This window comes from Bradyrhizobium sp. HKCCYLR20261 (assembly GCF_051168435.1).
Taxonomy (GTDB): Bacteria; Pseudomonadota; Alphaproteobacteria; order Rhizobiales; family Xanthobacteraceae; genus Bradyrhizobium.
In genome coordinates, this window is record NZ_JBNPUZ010000003.1 from 590,048 (window position 1) to 613,278 (window position 23,231).

Below are 23,231 nucleotides of genomic sequence, written 5' to 3' on the forward strand. Positions count from 1 at the left end.
TCATTCGGCTGGTTCTGACTGCAGCGTGGGCAACGTCCGCGCCGGATCGCGCGTGTCGAGCCAGGAGCACATCGCGGACAGCAGGGCTTCGTGTCGAAGGATCGCGAAATGGTCGTCACCGGCCACGCCGAAATCCGCCGCGTGAGGGAAGCGCGCCGTCAGCCACTCGCGTTGCGCGGTCCGATGCGAGGTCCACCAGCAGCTTGGAACCGCGCCGAGGCGTTCTGGCCAGTCCGCGTCCTGCGCCAATCGTTTCAGGTGTCGTCCCGCACGGAATGCGCCGACGATGTCGTCCACGCCCGGAAGCCGCTCGCGAACCCATGACGACGCCCCGCCGATCGCGCCGCTGACCAGGCGCCTGATGGCCTCGTCGGTTTCGGGCGTGCCGACCAGGCGCATCTGCGCGGTCTCGCCCTCGATCATCGACGGCTGCAGGCTCGGCGCGGCAACGGACAGCAGTCCGAGCAGATCATCGGTCCAATGTGGCTCCGACGTCCGCTGCCGGCCTGGCCGCGCGACAAAGCTGTCGACGAGCCCGAGGCGGGCGACGGTTGCGCCCCGCCGCTCGAGCTCGGCCGCGACCAGGCAGGCGATCAAGCCGCCGAGCGACCAGCCGATCAGGTGATACGGCCCTGCCGCCTGCGTCCGCACGATCTCGTCGACATAGTCGACCGCCATGGCCTGGAGCGAGCGATCGGCGAAGTCCGGCGCGATCAGCGTCCGGCACTGCAGCCCGATCAATTGCCGCCGCCCCTCGAAACGGCGCGCCAGCGGCGCATAGTCGAACACGGTCCCGAAGCCGCCGTGCAGGCAGAACAGCGGCGGCACGCCGGCCACCGGCCCATTCAGCGGCAGCAGGGCCGACGGCGTCGCCGCGGCCACGGGCTGCTCGCCGAGCAGCGCGCGGATGGTCGGCTTCTGCAGCAGATCGCGCAGCTTGATCTCGCCACCAAGGACGGGGTCACGGCGCACCCGGGCGACGACCTTCAGGCTCAGCATCGAGTTGCCGCCGAGCTCGAAGAAATTGTCGGTGACGCCGACGCGCGCGACACCGAGGACTTCGGCCCAGAGCTTCGCCATCGCGATTTCCGCGGCAGTCTCCGGCGCGACGAAGGCGCTGGCCGCCGCGGCATCCGGCGCAGGCAGCGCGCGCCGGTCGACCTTGCCGCTCGACAGCGTCGGCAGGCGCTCGAGCACGATGATCCTGGCCGGCACCATGTAGGCCGGCAACGTCCGGCGCAGCGCGTCGACCAGCGCCGTGGCCAGCCGCTCGGGTGCCGCGGCATCGCGCATGTCGCGCGGCGACACATAGGCCACGAGCTGGCTTCCTGCAGCGCCGGGGACCGCAATCACCGCCGCCTGTGCGACGGTCGGCTCGCGCAGCAGCGCCGACTGGATTTCGCCGAGCTCGATCCTGAAGCCGCTGATCTTCACCTGGTCGTCGCTGCGTCCGAGATACTCGATCGTGCCGCTCTCATCCCAGCGCGCCAGATCGCCAGTGCGATACAGCCTTGCGCCGTCATCAGAAGAGAATGGATCGGGGACGAAACGCTCGGCCGTCATGCCGGGCTTGCCGTGGTAGCCACGCGCGAGTCCGAGGCCGCCGATATAGAGCTCGCCGGCGGCGCCAGCCGGAACGAGGTTGAGCGAGCCGTCGAGGATGTAGGCCGTGCGGCGGCCGACGGGAACGCCGATCGGCGCATAGGCTTTCGTGCACTCCGTGTCGCCGTCGACCTTCCAGACCAGCGGCGTCACGACGGTCTCGGTCGGCCCATAGCCATTGATCAGGATCTGCGGCTTCAGCGCGCGCTTCACCTTGTCGAAGCCAGCCTTCGGCATCGCCTCGCCGCCGAACGAATACAGCTTCACCGGCGGCGGATGGCCGCCCTGCTCCACCCATTCCGCGACCTGCTGCAGATAGGCCGGCGGCAGGCCGATATGGGTGACGCGCTCGGCGTGCAGCACGCCGACGGTCTGCTCGGGCGTCCAGAGCTCCGCATCGCGCATGACCAGCCGCGCGCCTTGCGACAGCACGGTGAGCCAGCGCTCATGCGCGCCATCGAACGCCAGCGACAGGAAATGCAGCTCGCTGCAGCTGTCATCGATCTCGTAGAGCGCGGCCGTCGCGCGGCAATGCATCGCGAGCGGGCCGTGCGTCACCGCGACACCCTTCGGACGTCCGGTCGAGCCCGACGTGTAGATCAGGTAAGCGAGATTGTCGGCATGCAGACGGATGCGAGGCGCATCGTCCGGCCCGGTGCCGACTACATCCGGGTCAATGCGGCGGACGCCATCGATTTCGGCAATCCCCGAGCCCGCCAGCAGCATCGTCATGCCGGAGTCCTGCATGACATAGGCAAGACGGTCCGGCGGAAGCTCCGGATCGAGCGGAACATAGGCTCCCCCCGCCTTCAGGACAGCCAGCAGCGCCACCATCGTCGAGGCTCTGCGCTCGACGAGCACGCCGACGCGCTGGTCGGGCGCAAGGCCCGCGGCCACCAGCTGGTGAGCCAGCCGGTTGGCGCGGCGATCGAGCTCGCCGAAACTGACGTCCGTGCCGCCGATCGTCAGCGCGATCCTTTCGGGGCTGCGCTGCGCCTGGGCGGCGATGGCCTCATGGACGAAGGGCGATGATGCGGCCGCCACGGCCTGATCGTTGCAGACACGCGCGCGCTCCACGTCCGCAGCCGACGCCATGCCGATCGCACCCAGCGGGCGCTCCGGCGTCTGAACCAGCACGGTCAGAAGATGCTCGAACTGCGCGCGGATCTGCTCCGCCTCGTCAGCCGCGAAGTGGCTCGGCATATAGGTGAACTCGACCTGCAGCGTGTCCTCGACCACCACCGACAGGTCCATCGGATAATTGGTGACGTCGACATTGCGCAGGCCGCCGAACTGCAGCCCGTGGTCGCCCTGCAGCAGGCCGCGCTCGACCGGATAGTTCTCGAACACGATGATGCTGTCGAACATCGTCTCGCCGGCCCGCCCGGCCCAGCTCTGGATGTCGTAGAGCGGCGTCTGCTCGAAGTCGCGGATCGCCACGTTGCGGCTCTGGATCGCCCGCAGCCAGTCGCCGGCCGCGGTGGCCGCAGGCGGCGTCTCGATCACGGGCAAGGTGTTGATGAACAGGCCGATCATCTGCTCGGCGCCGTCGAGTGCCGCGGGACGACCAGAGACCGTGACGCCGAAGGTCACCGTCTGCTGGCCGGTGTAGCGTTGCAGCAGCAGCGCCCAGACGCCCTGGATGACCGTGTTGACAGTAATGCGCTCGCGACGGGCGAACGCCTTCAATGCCGCGGTGGCGCGCTCGTCGAGCCGCGTGTAGCAGCGCTGGTGACCACCGGCATCGCGGTGGCGCGCGCCGAATGCGCCGGCCAATTGCGTCGGCTGATCGAACGCAGCCAATTGTCCGCGCCAGAAGCGCTCGGCGGCAGCGGCATCCTGCGCCACGAGCCAGCCGATATAATCGCGGTAGTGCGTCGCGCGCGATGCGAGCGGCTGTCCTGCGTAGCACTGCAAGATCTCGCCGATGAAGCGCGCCGAACTCCAGCCGTCCATCAGGATGTGATGGTAGGTCCAGATCAGGCGATGACGATCCCCGTCCAGTCGCAACAGGCGGACACGCTGCAGCGGCGGCACGGCCAGGTCGAATTCCGCGTCACGTTCCGCCGCCAATGCCGCGGACAGACGGGCCTCGTCGACGACCTCGCCCCGCCAGTCGTCGATGACGAACGGCACCGAGATCTCGCGATGGACGACCTGCAGCGGCGCGCCCGCCAGCTCGCGCCAGAGGAATCCGGTGCGCAGCATCGGATGGCGTGCGGAGACCACCTGCCATGCCTCGCGAAGCCGTTCGCCATCGAGCCCGCCAATCTCGACGCTGATCTGGTTGACATAAACGCCGCTGCCGGCGTCGCGCAGGCTATGGAACAGCATGCCCTGCTGCATCGGCGACAGCGGATAGACGTCCTCGATCCCGTCGCCGTCGAGGCCATGCCGCGCGAGCTGCTCGGGCGTCAACCCCGACAGCACTGCACGCGTCGGCGCGGCTGCCCTCTCCTCCTCGCTTTGGTCCTGGCAGACCGGTGCGAGCAGTTCGATCGTCTGCAGCCGGAACACGTCCCTGGGCTCCAGCGCGAGACCGGCACGGCGCGCGCGGCTGACCATCTGCAGCGAGATGATCGAGTCACCGCCGAGCTCGAAGAAATTGTCGGTGACGCCGATGTCGGGCTGTTGCAGCAGCTCGGACCAGATCGCCGCGAGCGCGGCCTCCGTGGGGTTACGCGGCGCGACGCGCTGCACATCGGCAGGCCGCGTATCCGGCTGCGGCAGCGCCTTGCGATCGATCTTGCCGTTCGGTGTCATCGGCAGCCGCGGCAGCACCATCACGCGCGCCGGCACCATGTAGTCGGGCAGCATCGCGGCCAGAGCCGCACGCAGGTCCGCACCATCGAGCGCGTCTTCGCTGCTGACATAGCCGATCAGCTGCCGGCCGCCCCCGAGCGCCTGGGCCACCACCACGCTGTCGCGCACGCCCGGCAGCGTCCGCAGCCGCGTTTCGATCTCGCCAAGCTCGATGCGGTGGCCACGGATCTTCACCTGATGATCGGCGCGGCCGACATAGTCGAGCACGCCGTCGGCACGCCAGCGGGCGAGGTCGCCGGTCCGGTACAGCCGTGCACCGGGAGCACCGAACGGATCGGCAATGAAGCGCTCCGCGCTCAGCGCCGCGCGATTCCAATAGCCGCGCGCCAGACCTTGGCCGCCGATGAAGAGCTCGCCGGCCACGCCGACCGGAGCGTGGTTGAGATCGCCATCGAGCACATGCAGCGTCGTGTTGCCGATCGGGCCACCGAGCACAGGCAGGGGATCGACGGCATCGAGCCGATGGCGCGCCGACCACACCGTGGTCTCGGTCGGTCCAAACAGATTCCAGACCTCTCCGGCCAGCACGACCAGCCGAAGCGCCAGATCAGGTGCGAGCGCCTCGCCGCCGCTCAACAGCCTGCAGCGGTGCGGCAGCCAATCGGATGCCTGGTCATGATCGAGCAGCATGCGCCAGGTCGATGGCGTGGCCTGCATCATGCTCACGCCATGGCGGGACACGATCGACTTCAGCCTGGCCGGATCATGCGCCGCGTCCCGATCGGCCAGCACGATCTGTGCGCCGTGAGTCAGCGGCAGCCACAGCTCGAGCACGGCGATGTCGAACGACAGCGACGTCAGCCCCAGCACGCGATCTTCGCTGGTCACGCCGGGCTGCTCGGCCATCGTCGCCAGGAAGTTCGTGACCGCGCCATGGCGCACCATCACGCCCTTCGGCAGTCCGGTCGAGCCGGACGTGTAGATGACGTAAGCGAGGCTCTCGGGGTGAATGGCGATATCCAGATTGCCTGAATCACCCGCTTCTCCGCCTCCGGTCTCGTCGAGCAGCCACGCCTCGGTGCCACCATCAACCAGCACGGCAGCGAAGCGGTCGTTCAATCGAGCTTCCGTCAGCAGCAGCCTGGCGCCGCTATCACGCAACATGTGAGACAAGCGATCCGCAGGATAATCCGGATCGAGCGGCAGATAAGCGGCGCCCGATTTGAGGATCGCGAGCAGCGCCACCAGCATCGTCGCGCTCCGGTCAAGCGCGACGCCGACCACCACATCCGGGCCGACACCGTGCACCACGAGGCGCCGGGCTAGCCGGTTCGCGCGTGCATTGAGTTCAGCGTAGCTGATTGCGACCTCGCCCTGCGCGAGCGCGACCGCCGCGGGGACGCGTGCCGCCTGGCGCTCGATCTGTGCCAAGAAGCCGACCGCGTCGAGCGGAGTAGACGTCTCGTTGACCCGCGCCAGCAACGCGGCATCGGCGGGATCGGCCGCAGCGAGACATCCCACGGCCTGCGCCGTGTCACGGCTGATCGCTGCGAGCAACCGCACGAAGGCGCTCTGCAGCCGGCCGATCTCCACCTCGTCGAAATGGCGATGCTGATAATTGAAGACGAGACGTAGCCCGCCATCGAGGGCGACGCTGAGGAACAGCGGATAGTTGCTGGACTCGAGAATGCGGGTACGGCTGGCGCTCACCGCTCCGCCATTCGTCTTCAGCGCGTCGTCGACCGGATAGTTCTCGAACACCAGGATGCTGTCGAACAGCGGACGGCCGGCCCGGCCGGCGATGCGCTGGATGTCGGCGAGCGGCATCCAGCCGTGATCCCGAAGCGCGAGATTGCGATCCTGCAGGTCGCGGAGCCAGGCGCCGACGGGCTGCTCCGGCTTGGCGTGATCGACGATCGGCAAGGTGTTGATGAAGAGCCCGACCATCTCCTCGGCACCGGCCAGTCCGGCCGGCCGGTCGGACACCGTCACGCCGAAACAGATCGTGGCCTGGCCGGTGTAACGGCGGAGCAGTTGCGCCCAGGCGGCCTGCACCACGGTGTTGAGCGTCACCCGCTCGCGCGTCGCAAACCGCTGCAGCCGCTGGCTGAGCCCGGCATCGACGGTCATCGCGAGCGAGCCGTGTCCGGTGCGCGGCTTCGCGGCCGACGGCGCCAGCAGGCTCGGCTCCTCGAGCGCGGCCAAGGCCGCGCGCCAGAATGCCGCCGACGCGGCGTGGTCCTGCGCCTGCAGCCATGCGATGTACTCGCGGTAGCGTGGCGGCCGGGCCGGCAGCGATCCGCTGCCGTGATGCCGCATCACCTCGGCGATGAAGCGGGCCGAGCTCCAGCCGTCCATCAGGATGTGATGGTGCGTCCAGATCAGCCAATGCCGCCCGTCGCCGATCCGGATGAGCCTGACGCGCTGCAAGGGCGGCCGCGCGAGATCGAATCCCTCCGCACGTTCGCGCTCGGCCGCGGCATTCAGCGCATCATCGAGCACCGAGGGGGCGAGCACTGCGGCGCGGGCCCGCCAATCCTCTTCGATGAACGCGACGTCAGCGCTCCGATAGACGACCTGCTGCGGCGGCCCTGAGAGTTCGAGCCACACGAAACCGCTGCGCAGAACGTCATGACGATCACTGACCGCCTGCCACGCCTGCCGCAACCTGCCCGAGTCGAGACCGGTGACCTCGGCGGTGACCTGGTTGACGTAGACGCCCGTCCCATCGTCATGCGACGCGTGGAACAGCATGCCCTGCTGCATCGGCGACAGCGGATAAATGTCTTCGACCTCGCGCCAATCCAGCGCGAGCCCGTCGAGCTCGGCCTGCCCCAGCCGCGACAGCGGAACATCCGAGGGCGTCAGCCCGCGAGCGTCACCTATGCAGTGATCGACCAACTCGCGAAGCGCGGCCTCGAAACAGCCGGCTAGGCGGTCAATGGTCGCGCGGCGATACCGCGTTCTGCTGAAGCCGAACGAGAGCTGCAGACAAGCGTCGCGCACCGCCGCATTGATGGCGATATCATGTCGCAACAAGCTCGAAGCCGCCCGCGACGGGCCCGCATTCTCGATCGCCATCGTGAACAGCCCGGCCTCGCGCGCCGCGTCGTCGAGCTGGCCGAGATAGTTGAACCCAATCCGCGGCGGCGTGCCTGCTGCCAGCAGACCGCGTTGCGCCTCGGAGCCGAGATAGCGCAGCACGCCATAGCCGAGGCCATGCCTCGGAATCGACCGCAGCATCTCCTTGGTGGTCTTGATCAGCGACGCCGGGTCTTGCGATCCAACGGGCAACGCCACCGGAAACGCCGTCGTGAACCAGCCGATCGTGCGCGACAGGTCGAGCCCGCGGCCGAGCTCCTCGCGGCCATGACCTTCGAGCTCGATGGCCACGGTCTCGACGCTGGACCACTGCCACAGCGCGCGCGCCAGTGCCGACAGCAGGAGGTCGTTGACCTGAGTTCTGTAGGCGATGTGGACAGGACCGAGCAGCCGCGACGTCAGCTCCGCCTCGATCGATAGCGACACCTCTTCCGCATCGGCCATCGTGGCAGGTTCGGCGCGGTCATCATCGCATGGCAGGGCGCCGCCGTGCTGCTGGATGGCGGACCAGTGATCCAGCTCGGCCGCGACCTCGTTGGACGCCGCAAAGGTCCGCAACGCAGCGCCCCATTGCGCATAGGCATTCGTCTTGGGCGGCAGCGCCGGCCGTGTTCCGCTGCCGAGCTGCGCATAGGCGGACGTAAGATCCTCCAGCAGGACGCGCCACGAGACGCCGTCGATCACGAGGTGATGGATCACGATCAGCAGGCGCTGCTCACCCCCGGGGAGATCCATGCCGACCATGCGCACCAAGCGCCCATGCGCGAGCGAGAGGCTTGCCTGAACCTGCGTGGCGCGGATGGTCACCGCCAAGGGATCGTCAAGCGCGCAGGTCTGGAACAGGTCGGAGACGTCAAGCGCGGGCCCATGCTTGGCCTGCCACGCGCCGCCGATCCGTTCGAAGCGCAACCTCAGCGCATCATGATGCGCGACGACGGCCACGGCCGCATCCCGCATCACATCCCAGTCGAGCCGCTGCCGCGGCCGCAGCAGCAGCGCCTGGTTCCAATGATCCGGCTGCTCCGGCTCCTGCTCGAAGAAGCGCAGCTGGATCGGCAGCAAGGGATGTTCGCCGGCAACGGCGCCCTGCTCCGCCGTCGTCTCGATATCAGCAACAAGGCGCGCCGCACGCGCGAGGTGTTCGAGGGTCTGGTGCTTGAACACGTCGCGCGGCTCGATCAGAAGGCCCGCGCGGCGGGCCCGGCTGACCATCTGCAGCGAAATGATGGAGTCGCCGCCGAGCTCGAAGAAGTTGTCGGTGATCCCGACGTCGGGCTGATGCAGCAGCTCAGCCCAGATCGACGCCAGAGCGGTTTCGGCAGGCGTACGCGGCGCCACGCGCAGGCGCGCGTCCGGCGCTTCGGGCGCCGGAAGCGCATGGCGATCGACCTTGCCGTTCAGCATCAGCGGCAGACGATCGAGCCTGACGATCCGCGCCGGAACCATGTAGTCCGGCAACACGGCCGAGAGCGCAGCGCGCAAATCGGCTTCCTCGCCGACACCTTCGCCGCAGACATATCCGACGAGTTGCCGGCCGGCGCCGATCTCGCGTGCGATCACCGCCGCCGAACGTACCGATGGCTGCTGCAACAGGCGCGCCTCGATCTCGCCGAGTTCGATGCGGAAGCCGCGCACTTTCACCTGGTGGTCGGCCCGGCCGACATAGTCGATCGCGCCGTCGTCGCGCCATCGCGCCAGATCACCGCTGCGATAGAGCCGCGCGCCCGCAGGCCCGAACGGATCGGGAATGAAGCGCTCCGCCGTCAGCGCCGCGCGACCGAGATAGCCCCGCGCCAGCCCGTCGCCGCCGATATACAGCTCCCCCAGCGTTCCCTGATCGACGAGATTGAGGCCGGTATCCAGGATGCGCAGCACCGTGCCGGGGATCGGAAAACCGATCGGCACGCCCGGTCCAGGCTCTCCCCGGACACGCCAGAAGCTGGCGTTGATGAGCGTTTCCGTCGGCCCGTAGCGGTTGTCGAAGCGGATCGCTGGAAACAGGGCCTGGACCTGCTGCATCAGCGGGATCGACAGCGCCTCGCCGCCGGAGAACAATCGCTTCAACGTGACGCAACGCGAAGCATCCGGCTCCGCGACGAACTGCGCAAGCATCTGCGGCACGAAGTGCAGCGTCGTCACCTCATGCCGAGTGATCGCGTCGATCAGGCGCTTCGGCTCGCGGTGCGCGCCGGGCTCTGCGATCGCAAGCCGCGCGCCCACAGCCAGCGGCCACAGGATTTCCCACACGGCGACATCGAAGCTGAACGGCGTCTTCTGCAGCAGCGTCTCGGTCTGCTCGAGCTGATATTCCCGCTGCATCCACGACAACCGCGCCGCCAGCGCGCCGCGTGTGCAGGCGACGCCTTTCGGCGTGCCGGTCGATCCCGACGTATAGATCACATAAGCGAGACCCTCGGCATGCACGGGAAGCCGGAGATCGCTGCCGTCTCCTGGAGCTTCGTCGTCATCACGTTCGGAACCATCGACCGCAAGCAGATCGATGCCGGACGCTCTCGCGACCGGACCGAGCTGGTCGAGCAATTCGGTCTGCGTCGCGACGAGCCGTGCACCGCTATCGCGCAGCATCGCAGCGAGCCGTTCGGTAGGATAGTCGGGATCGAGCGGCAGATAGCCACAGCCCGCCTTCAACACCGCCAGCACAGCCACGACCAGATCGATGCTACGCTCCAAGGCGAGCCCAATGGGCGCATCGGGAGTTGCACCGCATTGACGGATCTGTCGTGCCAAGCCGTTGGCGCGAGCGTTCAGCTCCGCATAGCTCAGCACCTCGTGTCCGAAAATCAAGGCGGTGGCATCGGGACGAAGCGCCGCCTGCCGTTCGATCTGGGCCACGACGTCGACGAAGTCAGCAGACGCGATCGATGCGGCCCGTCCCGCGCTCCAGCCAAGCACGCGTTGCGCCGCATCCATGTCCAGCCCATGCAGCTGGGCGAGCGGCCGATCGCCTTGCGAGGTGATATGCGCGAGCAGGACTTTGAAGGCGGATTGGATCCGCGCGATCTGCACCTGATCGAAACGGCTGCGATCGTAACGGAATCCGAGCCGGATGCCGGTCTCCGTGACGAACACGGCGACCGTCAGTGCATAGTTGGTGATCGAGATCTGCTCGGCGCGATCCGCGCGCAGTCCATCGCCTGTTTGGTCGCGCAAGGCCTCGTCGACCGGATAGTTTTCGAACACGAAGATGGTGTCGAACAGCGCGCGCCCCGCGCGGCCGGCGAGCCTCTGGATCTCGAACAGCGGCATCCAGCCGTGATCACGCAGCTCCGCATTGCGCGCCTGCAGGCCGCGCAGCCAGTCGCCAACCGAAGTCTGCGGGTGCGCATCGTCGAGCACCGGCAGGGTGTTGATGAACAGGCCGACCATCGCTTCGACGCCGGCGATCTCCGCCGGCCGCCCGGAGGTCGTGGCTCCGAAACAGACGATGTCCTGGTTGGTCAGCCGCCGCAGCAACTGGCCCCAGGCGCCCTGCAGCACCGTGTTCAAGGTCACGCGCTCGCGGCGCGCCACGACCTGAAGCGCCTCGGCCTGTGCGGCGTCGAGGACGAGATCCACCGAGGCATGGCCGGTGGCGGGTTCACGCGGTCCGCCCAGGGCGTCGCCCAGCAAGGTCGGCTCATTCAGGCCAGACAGCAGCTTCGACCAGAACGCACTCGCCGCCGCAGCATCCTGGCGCTGAAGCCATGCGATGTAGTCGCGATACACGCCGCGTGGTGCCGGCATCGCAGCACCACGATGATGCTGCATGATCTCGGCGATCAGCCGGGCCGCGCTCCAGCCGTCGAGCAGAATGTGGTGATGGGTCCAGATCAGGCGATGGACACCACCGCCGAGGTCGATGAGACGGACCCGCTGCAGCGGCGGCCGGGAGAGATCGAACCCGGTGGTCCAATCGGCCTTCGCCGCTTCGGCCAGTGCGGCGTCGCGCGCCGCCCGATCCATGCCGCTGACCCGGTCGCTCCAGTCGTCCTCGACGAACGGAGCGGGCGCATGCCGATACACCGCCTGCTGCGGCGCGCCGGATAGTTCGCGCCAGACGAAGGCGGTCCGCAGCACGGCGTGCCGGGCCGTTACCGCCTCCCACGCCGAGCGCAGGCGCGCCGGATCGGCGCCGCTGAGATCGACCGCAATCTGGCTGAGATAATTGCCGCTGTCGCCATCACGCACGGCGTGGAACAGCATGCCCTGCTGCATCGGCGACAGCGGATAGAGGTCCTCGATCTCGCGCCAGTCGATGGTGGCACCGAGCGCGTCCAGCTCGGCCTGGCCGAGGCGCGAGAGCGGCAGATCGGACGGAGTGAGGCCGCGAACGCCGCTCCGGCAATGCGCGACCAGCTCACGCAGCGCTGCGTCATAACATGCAGCCAGCCGCTCGATCGTCGCACGACGATAGCGCCTGCGACCGAAGCTGAAGGTCAGCCGCAGCTCGCGATCGAGCACCTGGCCGTTGATGCTGAGCCAGCGGCCGAGCGGCGCGGTGGCGCTGCGCGACGGCCCCGCACTTTCGGTCGCCAGCGCGAAGGCTTGGCCCGCCCCCAGACTCGCGCCGAACTGACCGAGATAGTTGAAGACGATCCGCGGCTCCGTGACATCCGCCAACGCCGCGCGCTGGTCGGGACTCCCCAAGTAGCGCAGCACCCCGTAGCCGAGCCCGCGGTCGGGAATCGCGCGCAGCTCCTCCTTGACCGACTTGATCAGCGCGGCATCGTCGCGCGCCGCGCCCAAGAGCCGCAAGGGAAAAGCGGTCGTGAACCACCCGACGGTCCGTGACAGCTCGACGCCCTCGAACAGATCCTCGCGGCCATGCCCTTCCAGCTCGACCAGGCATTCCTCGCGCCCGCTCCAGCGATGGACCGCACGCGCCAGTGCCGCCAGCAGCAGATCGTTGACCTGGGTCCGATAAGCCGCGGGCGTCTCTTTAAGAAGCTGCGTGGTGAGATCGGCATCGAAGACGACGGCGACATCCTCGCCGTCGGCGACGCGATCGACATCCTCATGCGCGTCGTCGCATGGCAGGTCGGCCTCGACGGTGCGCGTCGTCCAATAGTCGAGCTGGCCGGCCAGATCGGCGCCGGCCGCATAGGCTTCGAGCTGCATGCCCCAGGAGGCGGCCGACAGGCTCTTGGGCGGCAGCGCGATCGCCACGGTCCCGCGCGCGGCCTGTTCATAGGCGGACGCGATGTCTTCGAGCAAGATCCGCCAGGACACGCCGTCGACCACGAGATGATGGACGACGATGAGGAGCCGCTGGCTGCCATCCGCGACATTCATCCCGACCAGGCGCAGCAGCGGTCCCTGGAGGCGAAGGCTGGTCTGGGCCTCGGTCGCAACCGCCGTGATTTCGGCGGCATCCGCGACGTCGCGGGTCCAGAGCAGATCGGCGCCCGGCAGCGCAGGCGCATAGCTCGCCTGCCAAACGCCCTCGCTTTCATGGAATTGCAGCCGCAGGGCGTCGTGATGCGCCACGACCGCGTCGATCGCGCGCGCCATCGCGCGCCAGTCGAGCCGTGTCGAGGGCACGAGCAGCACGGCCTGGTTCCAATGCTGCCGCTCGCCGGCCTCCTCCGCGAAGAAGCGGCGCTGGATCGGCAGCAGCGGCACGGGATCGCCGTCCTGCAGTTCCTGCTCCACCGAGACGGCGCTGGCCTGCGCGCGACGCGCGATCCGCGCCAGCTCCTGCAGCGTCTGATGCCGGAACAGATCGCGCGGCTCGATCACCAGGCCGCGCTGACGGGCGCGGCCAACCGCCTGCAGCGAGATGATGGAGTCGCCGCCGAGCTCGAAGAAATTGTCGCTGAGACCGACGCGCTCGCGGCCGAGCAGTTCGGCCCAGACCGCCGCCAACTCGATCTCGGCCGGCGATTGCGGCGCGAAATAGTCCGTATCCGCAGACGAGATGGCCGGAAGCGGCAAGGCATCGCGATCGATCTTGCCGTGCGCCGTCAGCGGCAGATCGTTCATCACGACGATACGCGCCGGAACCATGTAGTCCGGCAACTCCTCCGACAGCGCAGCCCGCAGCGTCGTCTCGTCCAGATCTCCCTCACCGGAGACATGGCCCACGAGCTGCATTCGTCCGGCGATGTCGCGGCCAGTCACCACCGCTGAGCGCACACCGGGCTGGCGCATCAGGCGGGCTTCGATCTCGCCGGGCTCGATGCGGAAGCCGCGGATCTTCAGCTGATGGTCGGATCGACCGACATAGTCGATCACCCCATCGCCACGCCAGCGCGCGAGATCGCCGGTGCGATAGAGCCGCGCGCCAGGAGCACCGAACGGGTCCGGCACGAAGCGTTCGGCCGTCAGCGCCGGCCTGTGCCAATATCCGCTCGCGAGTCCCTCGCCACCGACATGAAGCTCGCCGGTGACACCGACCGGGACGATGTTCAGATCGCCGTCGAGGACATAGGCCGATCGCCGGCCGACGGGCCGGCCGATCGGCGCATAGGCGCAGTCGATCTCGACATCGGCCTCCACCTTCCAGACCAGCGGCGTGACCACCGTCTCCGTCGGGCCATAACCGTTGATCAGCTTGCGCGGCCGCAGCGCGGACCTCACCTTGTCGAAGCCCGATTTCGGCATCGCCTCGCCGCCAAAGGAATAGAGCGACACCGGCGGCGGATCGCCGCACCAGGCCGCGAAGCCGGCGAGCTGCTGCAGATAGGCCGGCGGAAAGCCGGCATTGGTGACGCTGCGCGCGCGCATCACCTCGAGCGTCTGCTCCGCCGACCACAGCTCGGCGTCACGCATCACCAAAGCGGCGCCGCAGCTCAGCGCGGTCCACAGCCGCTCATGGGCGCCGTCGAACGTGAAGGACAAAAAGTGCAGCTCGCGCGAACGCGCGTCCATCTCGTAGAGCTCGGCCGTGGCGCGGCAATGCATCGCGAACGGCTCATGCGCGACGGCGACGCCCTTGGGCATCCCGGTCGAGCCGGACGTATAGATCACATAAGCGACGCTCTGCGGATGAACCTCGACCGCGGGATCGCTGCCGCCTGCGTCCGCCGGAAGCAGCGCAAGATCGACGACGCGGGCCGCGGCCATGGCCGGCATGTCCGCATCACCTCGAACCACCACGACGGCCACCCCGGCGTCACGGACCGTGGCCGCGCGCCGCGCCGGCGGATGATCGGGATCGAGCGGCAGATAGGCCGCGCCACATTTCAGCACCGCGAGAAGGGCGGCGATGAGATCCGGCGAGCGCGGCATCGCGATGCCGACGAGGTCGCCCGGACGCACGCCGTGCGCCATCAGATGCCGGGCGATGGCATTGGCGCGCCGGTCGAGCTGTTCGTAGCTGATCGTCTCGTCGCCAAAGACCAATGCCGTGGCCTCGGGCGCGTCCTTCGCATGCCGCGCGAACATGCGATGCACGGGTACGAATGGTTCAGGTCCCCAGGCAGATGCATTCCACTTTCTGACGTCGTCGCGCTCTTGAACCGACAACAGCTCCAGCCTTGCGATCGTGCACGCCGCATCGGCGGCCATCGCTTCGAGCGCCGCGCGCCAGCGGGCCGCGAGGCGCGCGATGGTCGAGCGGTCGAACAGCGCGGTGGCGAAGGAGAATTGCGCCGCGATCTCGCCCGAGGCCAGTTCCTCGGTATCGACGGCAAGATCGAACTTCACCGTGTCGACGGTGGCCGCGATCGTCTCGATCTGCAGGCCACCCTCGTCCGGCGCGGCGACCGGCTCCGGCCGGCGCTGGTGATTGTAGAGCACCTGGAACAGCGGATTCTGGCTCAGGCTGCGCTGCGGCTGCAGCACCTCCAGCACGCGCTCGAACGGCAGGTCCTGATGCGCCTGGGCCTCGATCGACGTTTCGTGCAGCGCGGTGATGAGGTCGGCGAAGGTGCGCCGGCTGTCGAGCTTCGTCCGCAGCACCTGCGTGTTCACGAGCAGGCCGATCAGCCGCCGGGTCTCCGGCCGGTCGCGGCTGGCGAGCGGCACGCCGACGCAGATGTCCGTCTGGCCGCTGTAGCGATGCAGCACCAGCTTCAGCGCGGCGAGTAGAACGACGAACAGCGTCGTCCGCTGCTGCTGCGCCAGGCCGCGCAGGCGATCGCGGAGATCCGTACCGAGCAAGAGGCGCACGGCATCGCCGGATGCATGCGCCTCGGCAGAGCGGGGGCGGTCGAGCGGCAGTTGCAGCATTACCGTGTCGCGCAGGCGCTCGGTCCAGTAGTCGAGCTGACGCTCTCCCTCCCCCGCGCCGATCCACATCCTTTGCCAGCTCGCGACATCGCCGCAGTCGATCTCGGGGGCTGGCAGCGCCGCAGCATCGCCGCGGACAGCCGCGCGATAGAGCTGCCAGAATTCGTCGGTGAGAACCTGCAACGACCAGCCGTCGGCGATGATGTGGTGCAGCGTCACCGTGAGGATGTGATCCTGCGCGCCGAGCGAAAGCAGCGCGGCCCGCACCAGCGGCCCGTTCTCGAGATCGAACGGCCTCGCCGCTTCGTCTCTCAGCAATCGATTCGCCTGCTGCTCGCGATCATCGCCGTCGACCGCGATCCGGCGCAGCGCCAGCGGCGCCGCTGCCTGCACGATCTGCTCCGGCGCAGCGCCGTCCTGGCGGAACACCGTACGCAGTGCGGCATGACGCACGACCAGCGCATCGAGCGCAGCCTTGAGTGCGGCGAGATCGAGGTTGCCGCGCAGACGCAGCGCGACCGGCATGTTGTAGGCCGGGCTCGCCGGATCCATCCGCCACAGGAACCACAGTCTTGCCTGCGCGAACGACAGCGGCGCGCGGTCGAGACGCTGGCGTGGAATCGGCAGGATCGACAGATCGATTCCCTTGGCGGCCAGTTGCGCCAGGAAGGCGCGCTGCTTGCCGGCATCGAGCCGCGCCAGCCGGCGGGCGATCTCGCTGAGCTGCTGGGCCTGCAATCCGGATTGATCATTCATGGGTGAACTCGACTTCTTCCAGCAGATCGAACATGGCGGCGATGTCGTCGCTGCGCGGGCTCGTCGGCGGGGCCGACGTCAGCGCCGCCGCCATGGCCTCGATGGTGGTCAGTTCGAACAGCCGCTTCAGCGGCAGGTCCTGCCCCATGTCGCGCCTGATGCGGCTGACGAGTTGGACCGCGACCAGCGAGTCGCCGCCGAGCTCGAAGAAATTGTCGGTGATGCCGACGTCGGGCCGGCGCAGCAATTCGGCCCAGATCGACGCCAGCGCGGCCTCGATCGGATTTCGCGGCGCGACCCGTTCGCGCGCGACGAGGCCGGCATCGGCGCGCGGCAGCGCCTTGCGATCGATCTTGCCGTTCGGCGTCAGCGGCAGTTGCGCCAGCACCATCACGCGCGACGGCACCATGTAGTCCGGCAGCTCCGCCGAAAGCGCCGCCCGCAACGCAGCCGCGTCACAGGCCTCGCCCGCGACATAACCGACCAGTTGCTGACCGCCTGCGAGTTCCTGCGCCACGACGACACTGTCGCGCACGCCGGGCTGGGCGCGCAGGCGCGCCTCGATCTCGCCGAGCTCGATCCGGTGGCCGCGGACCTTCACCTGGTGATCGGCCCGGCCGACATAGTCGAGCACGCCGTCATCGCGCCAGCGCGCGAGATCCCCGGTGCGATACAGCCGCGCACCCGCGACGCCGAACGGATCGGGAATGAACCGCTCCGCGCTGAGCGCCGCCCGAGTCCAATAGCCGCGCGCCAATCCCGCGCCGCCGATGAAGAGCTCGCCCGCAACTCCGATCGGTGCGGAATCGAGATTGCGATCGAGCACGTAGAGCGTGGTGTTGCCGATCGGGCGGCCGAGCAGCGGCAACGCAGCGTTCGCATCCAGCCGATGCCGCGCCGACCACACCGTCGTCTCGGTCGGCCCATAGAGATTCCAGACCTCATGTCCATGCGCCACCAGCCGGCGCGCCAGATCCGGCGCGAGCGCCTCACCGCCGCTCAGGATGCGACATTGCGCGGGCAGCCATGTCTCCATCCCACCGTGATCGAGCAGCATGCGCCAGCTCGACGGCGTCGCCTGCATCATGGTGACGCCCTGCGCGGCGACGAGAGCCTGCAGCGCCGCCGGATCGGTCGCCGCGGTACGGTCGGCCAGGATGATCCGCGCGCCTGTCGCCAGCGGCAGCCACAGCTCCAGCACCGCGATGTCGAACGACAGCGAGGTGAGCGCGAGCACGCGATCCGTCGGGGTCATCCCGGGCTGCTCGGCCATGGCCGCGAGGAAGTTCGTCAGCGCGCCATGCCGCACCATCACGCCCTTGGGCTGCCCGGTCGAGCCGGAGGTGTAGATAACGTAAGCCAGGCTCTCGGCGTGAACGGCGACACCGAGATCGCCCGCGTCGCCGGCACCATCGCCGACGGCCGCATCGAGCAGCCAGGCGTCCGCTTCACTCTCGGCCAACACCGGCGCAAACCGGGCCTGCAGCGCCTCCTGCGTCAGCAGCAGGGTCGCACCGCTGTCGGTCAGCATGTGGGCGAGCCGCGCGGCGGGATAGTCCGGATCGAGCGGCAGATAGGCCGCGCCCGCCTTGAGCACCGCGAGCAGCGCCACCATCATCGTCACGCCGCGCTCCAGCGCCAGCCCGACCACCGCATCCGTGCCGACGCCGCGCGCCCTGAGCCGCCGCGCCAGCCGGTTCGCCCGTGCGTTCAGTTCGCCGTAACTGATCGTCTCCTCGCCATGGACGAGCGCAATCGCATCAGGCCTGCGCGCGGCATTGCGCTCGAACTGGCGATGTACGCAGAGCGCATCCGCGCAGCTCAGCGCGGTCGCGTTCCAGTCATTCAGCAGTCGCGCGCGATCATCGGGCGGAACGACGTCCAGCCTGCACATGGGAGTCTGCGGTGCGGTATCGAGCGCCCGAACCATTTGCTCCAGCGAGGTCTGCATCATCGCGCAGATCCGCTCTGGTGCGACGGCGGCAACGACCTGCGCCGTGAGGCGCAGTCCGTCGCCGTCATCATCCACCGCCAGCATCAGCGGGTAGTTGGTGCGTTCCTCCGCGCCGAGCCACTCGACGCCGTCGAGGACCTGCGCCGCCGCCTCGCCTTGCCGCGCCTGTCCATTGTTATGCCGATAGTTCAGGATCGCCGAGAACAGCGGCGTCGCCGGCGACACGCCGCTGCAGCGCTGCGCCATCGCCAGCGAAGCGTGCTCGTGCGCCATCAGATCGGCCAGCCGGGCATGGGCGATGCGGACGCTGTCGGCCACGGGCGTGAGGTCGAGGTCGAGCCGCAAGGGCAGCGTGTTGATGAACAGGCCGAGGCTGCGGCCGGTATCGTGTCCCGCCTGCATGCGGCCGAGCAGCACGGTGCCGAACACGACCTGCTCGCGCCCGCTGCTGCGCGCCAGCACCTGCCCCCAGGCGAGATGGCAAAGGCTGGCAAGGCTCACACCGAGCCGCCGCGCCTGCGCGCGCAGCCGTGCGTCGAGCGCGGCAGGCAGGGCCAGCTTGGCCTCGTTGACGCCCTGTCCGTCGCTGCGCGCCTCGGTCAGGCCGAACGGCGCATTGGGCGCGTCGATATCGCCCAGCATGTCGCGGAAGAACCGTTGCTGCGCATCGTGGCCGGCCGGATCCCGCGTCCGGGCGACGAGATTCCGGAACGGCACCGGTGCCGGCAGGTCGTGACGGCGATCGGCCAGGATGGCCTGCACCTCCTGATGCATCGCCTGCAAGGTCGAATGATCGCCGATCAGATGATGCAGCAGGATCAAGACCAGCACGCGATCGGTCTCTCCATCGCGCGCGACGACGAACCGCAGCAATGGCGCCTTCGAGACATCCAGCCGGTTCGATCGCGGATCAAAGCGCCGTGCCAGTTCAAGCTGCGCCGGCTCATGGCCCGCGAGCTGAACCTCGGTGACATCGAGCGGCGCGTTGCGCCAGACCACCTGCGCCGGCACGGACAAGCCATCCCAGACGATCGCGGTCCGCATCACGTCGTGACGCGCGATCACCTCGCGGACAGCGGCGAGATAGCGATCCAGCAGATCGCGCCCGGCAAACGCCATCTGTGCGACCAGGACGTAAGGATCGCCCTCGGTCGCCAGCAGATGATGGAACAGAATGCCCTCCTGCAGCGGCGACAGCGCGTAGATGTCCTCGATGTTCGCGACACCGCCCGGCACCTGACTGACGACCCGGTCGATCTCCGACCGATCCAGCGAAATCAGCGGCAGCATGTCCGGCGTGATGACAGCCGTCTCTGCCGTGATCAGGTTGGCGGGAATTGTGCTCTCCTCAACCTGCCGCAGGCTCGCTGCAAGATCGCGCAGCACCGGCTTGGCGAAGACGCTCTGCGCGTCCGCCGCCAGCCCGTGACGCTTCAAGCGGTCCAGCAGACGCACGACCAGAAGCGAATGGCCGCCGAGCTCGAAGAAATGATCAGCGCGACCGACGCGTTCGATGCCGAGCAGTTCGCTCCAGATCGCCGCAAGCGTCCGCTCGGTGTCCCCCTGCGGAGGATCGTAGACGCCGCGCGCGATCGCCTGCTCGTCCGGCGCCGGCAGCGCCTGGCGGTCGACCTTGCCATTCGGCGTCAAAGGCAGCGCTTCGAGGCGCACGATCGCCGCGGGCACCATGTAGTCCGGCAGGCAGGACTGCAGCTGTGCCCGCAGTTGCGCCGACCACGCGGCGCCGTCGCTGTCGATCTCCGCCGGCACGACATAAGCCACGAGCCTAAGGTCGTCATGCGCGTCGCGCCGCGCCAGCACGGCGCAATCGCGCACGCCCGCCAAGGCATTCAGGCGGCATTCGATCTCGCCAAGCTCGATGCGGAAGCCGCGGATCTTGACCTGGTGATCGTTGCGGCCGAGGAACTCGATGTTGCCATCCGCCAGATAGCGGCCGAGATCACCGGTCCGGTACATCCGGCCGTTAGATGCAGGATCGAACGGGTCGGCCGCAAAGCGCTGTTCGGAGAGATCGATACGGTGGAGATAGCCGCGCGCCACCCCTGCCCCGCCGATCCAGATCTCCCCCACCGCGCCGCGCGGCACCGGAAGGCCGTCGGGATCCAGCAGGTAGATGCGTGTGTTGGCGATCGGACGTCCGATCGGAACCACGCTGCCGGCGAACCCATCCGGCCGGCGCCAGGCGGTGGCGCAGACCGTTGCCTCGGTCGGTCCGTAGGCGTTGTAGACGGCGCTCTCTGCCGGCAGAGCTTGGATCAGCTCGGCGCGCGGCAACTCGCCGGCGAGAACGAGCACCTTGAGACCTGCGAGCTGCGCAAGATCGGCGCGCCCCTGAAGCATCGCCGGAGGCAGCGTCGCGTGCGTGATCCCGCGCGCGGACAGATAACGCATCAGCTCCGACGCATCCTGATGCTCGCGCCTTCCAAGCAGGTGCAGCTCGGCGCCGGCGCACAGCGCCATGACGATGTCCCACACGCTGGCGTCGAAGCTGAAGGAGGCAAACTGGACGATCCGGCTGTCCGGACCGGTATCGAACAGAGCGATCTGCGCGCGCGCGAGATTGACCAGGCCGCGGTGCTCGACCATCACGCCTTTCGGACGGCCGGTGGAGCCCGACGTATAGATGACGTAGGCGAGATGCCGCGGTGACAATCGGAGCGCCGCAAGATCCGGCGCACTGTCGGGCCGTTCGGCCCAGGCGGGCGCATCCCGTTGCACGTCGACGACAGGACACGAGACGTCGCCGAGCGTTGCGGCGCTGTCGTCGTCGGCGAGCAGCAGCATCGGTCCGGCATCGGCGACGATATCGCGCAGCCGCTGTGCCGGATAGGCCGGATCCAGCGGCAGATAGGCCGCGCCCGCCTTGAGCACCGCGAGCACGCTGACGATGGCAGCAATGCCGCGCTGCTGGCAGATCGCGACCAGGCGATCCGGCCCCGCCCCCAGCGCCTGCAGGTGATGCGCGAGACGATTGGCTCGGACGTCGAGTTCGCGATAGGTCAGCCGATCCTCGCCGTGGACCAGCGCGACAGCGGATGGGCGCTGTCGAACCTGCTCCGCGATCAGCTCCTGGATGCACTGCCCTGATGCGGCGACGGCTGGCGTCCGGTTCCAGGTGTCCAGGAGTAGCGTGCGCTCCTCTGAGGACAGCAGGTCGATCTGATGGACGGGCGCCTGGATGTCGGCGACCATCGCCCGCAGCGCGGCGACGAGATATCCGGCGTACCGCCGGACGGTCTCGTCCTCGAACAGCGCCGTGGCGTAGTTCAGCTTTCCTGCGATATGTCCGCCGCCATCGCTGAGATCGAGTTCGAGATCGAACTTGACTTCGCGCTGCTCGGTCGGGACGCGCTCGACCACGAGGCCAGGCAGCGCGACCGCGCCGGCTGCGTCGCTCTGCCACGCACACACAACCTGAAAAACCGGACTATACTCCGCATGACGGATCGGCTGGAGAGCTTCGACGAGGCGCTCGAACGGCAGATCCTGATGCGCCTGCGCATCCAGAACGGTCTTGCCGACGCGCGCGATCAGTTCGGCCGCGGTCGGCCGATTGGACAGATCGACGCGCAGCGCCAGCATGTTGACGAAGAAGCCGGCGAGCCCCTCGATCTCGGGACGCGCGCGGTTTGCCGTGGGCGATCCGATCACGACCTCAGTTTGACCAGCGAGCCGCGACAGCACGAGCGTCCAGGCCGCAAGCACGACGACATAGGGCGTTGTGCCGAGCGTCAGGCTCGATTTCCGGATGTCTGCGGACACGACGTCATCGAACACGATCGGCACCGCCGCGCCCGCGGTCGACCTCGGCGCGATCCTCGGCCGGTCGGTCGGCAAGGTCAGCACGGACGGCGCATCCCCCAGCACGGCGGTCCAATGCGCGATCTCCTGCTGCAGCCGCTGCGCCGAGAGCGATCGGCGCTGCCAGGCCGCGTAATCCGGATATTGGACGACGAGCGGCGGCAGCGGATCATCTCTCCCGGCCACGAAGGCTCCATACAGGGCCGAGAGTTCGTGCATGAGCACGCCCATCGACCATCCGTCGGAGATGATGTGATGCTGGCTGAGCAGAATGACGTGATCGTCATCCGCCATGCGGATGAGATGACCGCGGATCAGCGGTCCCGTGGCGAAATCGAACGGCGCGCGCGCGCAGACGTTCAAGAGGTCGCGCAGTTGGGTCTCGGGATCGGTGCGCCCACCGAGGTCATGCATCTGCAGCGTCAGACCAGCGTCCGGCGGCAGCAGCACGACATGCGGCTCGCCCTCCTCAGCAGCAAACACCGTCCGCAGCGCCTCATGGCGCGCGAACAACGCATGGAAGCTGCGCTGCAAGGCCGCCACGTCGAGCCGCCCCCGCAGCCGCAGCACGGCGTCGAGATGATAGTTCGTGCTGCTGCCGTCGAGCTGGGCCAACAGCCACAGCTGTTGCTGCGCGAACGACAGCGGCAGCTTGCCGCCGCGATCGATCACCGGGATCGTATCGGCGGTCGGGCCGCCGGCCTTGCGGCGGCGTTGCCGCGCCAGCGTTGCGAGATCGCGGAGCGCGTCCGGGTCGAGGTCGCGCAGCATCGGCCGTCCTGATTGTCCGCTCATCACTGCTCCGCCATCATCAGTTCGTCGAGCTCGCCCTCGCCGAATTCCGTCTCGATCAGATGGATCGAGAGGATGCGCGCGAACTCCGCCAGTTCGGGATGAGCAAACAGCTCGGTCAATTGCATCGACGTACCGAATTCCTGGGCCACGCGGCTGAGCAGACGCACGGCCAGCAGCGAGTGGCCGCCGAGCTGGAAGAAATGATCGCCGCGCCCGACCCGGTCGATGCCGAGCAGCTCGGCCCAGATCCGCGCCAGGGTGGTCT

Annotated in this window: 3 protein-coding genes (1 of these 3 cut by a window edge); all 3 read right to left on the minus strand. The window is 68.3% G+C overall.

The features are described from left to right. Tightly spaced (each overlapping or abutting the next), the 3 genes in view from ACQR1L_RS09860 to ACQR1L_RS09870 form a layout consistent with a single transcriptional unit that may run on beyond the window. Positions 1 to 16,395, minus strand: coding sequence for a non-ribosomal peptide synthase/polyketide synthase (locus ACQR1L_RS09860; RefSeq protein WP_434857756.1), 16,395 nt, complete (start codon positions 16,393 to 16,395; stop codon positions 1 to 3). After that, entirely contained in the window at positions 16,388 to 22,966 is a 6,579-nt protein-coding gene (locus ACQR1L_RS09865; RefSeq protein WP_434857757.1) for an amino acid adenylation domain-containing protein, read from the minus strand. Before ACQR1L_RS09865 ends, ACQR1L_RS09860 begins: the two co-directional genes overlap by 8 nt. Next, a protein-coding gene (locus tag ACQR1L_RS09870; RefSeq protein WP_434857813.1) for an amino acid adenylation domain-containing protein crosses the window boundary here: on the minus strand, positions 22,966 to 23,231 show its final stretch. The gene runs 9,427 nt beyond the window's last position; 266 of the gene's 9,693 nt are visible here — the last part of the coding sequence; its start codon lies off the right edge, out of view; it ends in the stop codon at positions 22,966 to 22,968. Before ACQR1L_RS09870 ends, ACQR1L_RS09865 begins: the two co-directional genes overlap by 1 nt.